Origin of the sequence: Streptomyces beijiangensis (assembly GCF_017315755.1) — a bacterium.
In the GTDB taxonomy this organism is placed as follows: domain Bacteria; phylum Actinomycetota; class Actinomycetes; order Streptomycetales; family Streptomycetaceae; genus Streptomyces; species Streptomyces beijiangensis.
This window is the reverse complement of the sequence record NZ_JAFLRJ010000304.1, coordinates 1-3,286: the sequence shown is the minus strand read 5'-3', so window position 1 is coordinate 3,286 and position 3,286 is coordinate 1. Positions and strand designations below refer to the sequence as shown.

Below are 3,286 nucleotides of genomic sequence, written 5' to 3'. Positions count from 1 at the left end.
CCCCGCCCCCGCCTCCACCGAGCGTGGTTCGTCGCGGCCGTCACCTTTGTGACGATCATCGGAGCCGCCGCCTTCGCGTCCCTCCCCGGGCTGCTGATCGAGCCGCTGCACAACGAGTTCCACTGGTCGCGCGGCACCATCGGCTTCGCGGTCTCCGTGAACCTCGCCCTCTACGGCCTGACCGCCCCCTTCGCCGCCGCCCTGATGGACCGCTTCGGCATCCGCAAGGTCGTCGCGATCGCACTCACCGTCATCGCCGTCGGCTCGGGACTCACCATCTGGATGACCGCGGCCTGGCAACTGGTCATGTTCTGGGGTGTGTTGGTGGGCCTGGGCAGCGGCTCCATGGCGCTGGCCTTCGCCGCCACCGTCACCAACCGCTGGTTCGTGGCGAAGAAGGGCCTGGTCACCGGCATCCTGACCGCGGCCGGCGCATCGGGTCAGCTGATCTTCCTGCCCGTCCTGTCCTGGCTGGTGCAGCACCACGGCTGGCGTCCGGCCTCGATCACCGTCTCCCTCGCCGCCCTCGCGGTCGTCCCCTTCGTCTGGCTGCTGCTCCGGGACCACCCGGCGGACGTCAAGACGACGCCGTACGGCTCCGAGGAGTACGTCCCCAAGCCCCCGCCCGTGACGGGCGCCGCCCGGCGAGCGATCACCGTTCTGGTCAAGGCGTCGAAGACCGGCACCTTCTGGCTCCTCGCGGGCACCTTCGCGATCTGCGGCGCCTCCACGAACGGCCTGGTCAAGACCCATTTCATTCCGGCCGCCCACGACCACCACATGCCCATCACGGCCGCGGCCTCGCTCCTCGCGGTGATCGGCATCTTCGACATCATCGGCACGATCGCCTCGGGCTGGTTCACCGACCGCTTCGACTCGCGCCGCCTGCTCGCCATCTACTACGCCCTGCGCGGCATCTCGCTGCTCTTCCTCCCGATGCTGCTGGCCCCCAACGTCCAGCCGCCGATGATCTTCTTCATCGTCTTCTATGGACTCGACTGGGTCGCCACCGTCCCGCCCACGATCGCGCTCTGCCGCGAGCAGTTCGGCGACGACAGCGCGATCGTGTTCGGCTGGGTGCTGGCATCGCACCAGGTGGGCGCGGCGATCGTCGCGTACCTCGGCGGCCTGGCGCGTGACGTCTTCGGCTCGTACGACGTGATCTGGTACGCCTCGGGCGCGCTGTGCGCGGTGGCGGCGCTGATGGCCCTGGTGATCCGGCGCAGGCCTGCTTCTCCGCTGGTCGTGGCGGCGGCGGCCTGAGCGGCTAGACCGACAAGCGACCGAACTTGCCCAGGTGGAACAGCAGCGGGCCCGTCTCGTCGTCCGGCGTCCCTCCCAGTGCCTCCACCCGGCCCACCACGATCAGGTGGTCGCCCCCCGTGTGCACCGTCTGGATCCGGCAGTCGATCCACGCCGGTACGCCGGCCAGGCGCGGCGCGCCGGTGACCGGGGCCGGGGTGTGCTCCACGCCCGCGAACTTGTCCGCGCCGCTCACCGCGAAGCCCCGGCACAGGGGGCCCTGGTCCGCGCCGAGGATGTTCACGCAGAACGCGCCGGCGCGGGCGATGCGGGGCCAGGTCGTCGACGTACGGCCGACCATGAAGGCGACCAGGGGCGGGTCCAGGGACAGGGAGGCGAAGGACTGGCAGGCGAAGCCGGTGGGGCCGTCCTCGTCGTACGCGGTGATCACCGTGACGCCGCTCGCGAAGTGGCCCAGTACGCGCCGGAATTCGCCCGGGTCGACCGACAGCCGCTCGTCGTCGCCGACCGCTCGTAGGTCGGGGCGGGGGAGAGGGTCGACCGGGCGTGCGGTTGCGGGGGCGTCTGCTGACCTGAGGTATCGGATGGTGGCTTCCACCATCCCTGCGTGTCCCATCACAGTTCACATTGAAGCTGACGGGGCGTCAGATTGGAAGAGGGGGGAGAGGTCAGAGGCCGCGGTACTTCGGGGTGCGGCGTTCCACGAAGCTCGCCACGCCCTCGTTCGCGTCGGCCGTCGTCATGTTGATCTCCTGGGCCGTCGCCTCGGCCGCGAACGCGGTCGCGCGGTCGGAGTCGAGCGAGGCGTTGACCAGTTGCTTGGTCAGGGTGAGCGCGCGCGTGGGGCCCTGGGCCAGCCGCTCCGCCCACTCCGCCGCCGTCTTCGCGAGGTCCGCGTCGGGCACCACCCGGTTCACCAGGCCCAGGCGTTCCGCGTCGGCGGCGGAGAGCGCGTCGCCGAAGAACATCAGCTCCTTGGTGCGCTGGGGGCCGATCAGGCGGGGGAGCAGATACGCACCGCCGCCGTCGGGGACCAGGCCCCTGCGTACGAACACCTCGATGAAGCGGGCCGATTCGGCGGCGATGACCAGGTCGCAGGCGAACGCGAGGTGCGCGCCTATGCCGGCAGCGGTGCCGTTCACGGCGGCGATCACCGGCTTCTCGCAGTCCAGGATGGAGGCGATGAAGCGCTGGGCGCCGCGGCGGATGGTGCGGGCCACGTCGCCCGCCACCCGGTCACCGGTGGCCGGAGCCCCCCGCAGGTCCGCGCCCGCGCAGAACCCCTTGCCGGTGGCGGTGATCACGACGGCGCGCACGGCGGGGTCGGCGGAGGCCTCGGCCAGGAGACCGATGATGTGCTCGCGCTGGTCCCAGGTGAGGGCGTTCATCGCCTCGGGGCGGTTGAGGGTGATGAGGGTGACGCCGTTCTCGGTGGCATGCAGGACTTCTGGCATGGAGTGAACCTTCCGAGGTGCAAATCAAGCCCTACGGGCCTATCGAGCCTGCGGGCATATCAAGCCCGTCGAGGGGGTCCCCCCTGCTCGAGCGAAGCCGAGAGCTTGGGGGAGATTGAGGACATGCGGCCGAAGGCCGCATACGGGGGGCAGAGGGGGCACGGCCCCACCTTCGGGACGCGGGCCGCCCAGGCCACCCCCTACCGGCACACAGCAAGCGCATCCAATGCCACCGCCCCCTGCCCCCTCGGCAGCACCATCAGCGGATTGATGTCCAACTCCGCCAGATCCCCGTCCAGTTCCAGCGCCATCCGCTGAATCCGCAGCACCACCTCCACCAGCGCGTCCACATCCGCCGGCGGCTGGCCGAGGCCTCCGCCGACCCCGCCGTGCGCGCCGTCGTGATCACCGCCACCGGCAAGGGGTTCTGCGCGGGCGCGGACCTGCGGGGGGCTCCGGCCACCGGTGACCGGGTGGCGGGCGACGTGGCCCGCACCATCCGCCGCGGCGCCCAGCGCTTCATCGCCTCCATCCTGGACTGCGAGAAGCCGGTGATCGCCGCCGTGAAC

At 71.0% G+C, this 3,286-nt stretch carries 3 protein-coding genes and 2 pseudogenes; 2 read left to right on the top strand and 3 right to left on the bottom strand.

The features are described from left to right. Window positions 1-1,263 (top strand): MFS transporter (locus J0695_RS28055; protein WP_206966580.1); only part of this gene is annotated, 1,263 nt, incomplete at its 5' end. A 4-nt stretch (window positions 1,264-1,267) separates the two neighbouring features. Here the strand turns inward: J0695_RS28055 and J0695_RS28050 are convergent. From J0695_RS28050 to J0695_RS45750, 3 genes and pseudogenes are all read right to left on the bottom strand, one after another. Then, complete coding sequence (locus tag J0695_RS28050) at window positions 1,268-1,864, bottom strand: flavin reductase family protein (protein WP_242553288.1); 597 nt, start codon at window positions 1,862-1,864, stop codon at window positions 1,268-1,270. Between the two features lie 67 nt (window positions 1,865-1,931). Beyond that, window positions 1,932-2,717, bottom strand: coding sequence for an enoyl-CoA hydratase/isomerase family protein (locus J0695_RS28045; protein WP_206966576.1), 786 nt, complete (start codon window positions 2,715-2,717; stop codon window positions 1,932-1,934). Window positions 2,718-2,917: 200 nt separating this feature from the next. Continuing rightward, window positions 2,918-3,175 (bottom strand): annotated as a pseudogene (locus J0695_RS45750) (acetate--CoA ligase family protein); the annotation flags it as partial. Between J0695_RS45750 and J0695_RS28040 the strand changes: the two are divergent. After that, window positions 3,077-3,286: pseudogene (locus J0695_RS28040) on the top strand (enoyl-CoA hydratase/isomerase family protein); the annotation flags it as partial. The pseudogenes J0695_RS45750 and J0695_RS28040 sit on opposite strands and share 99 nt — an antisense overlap.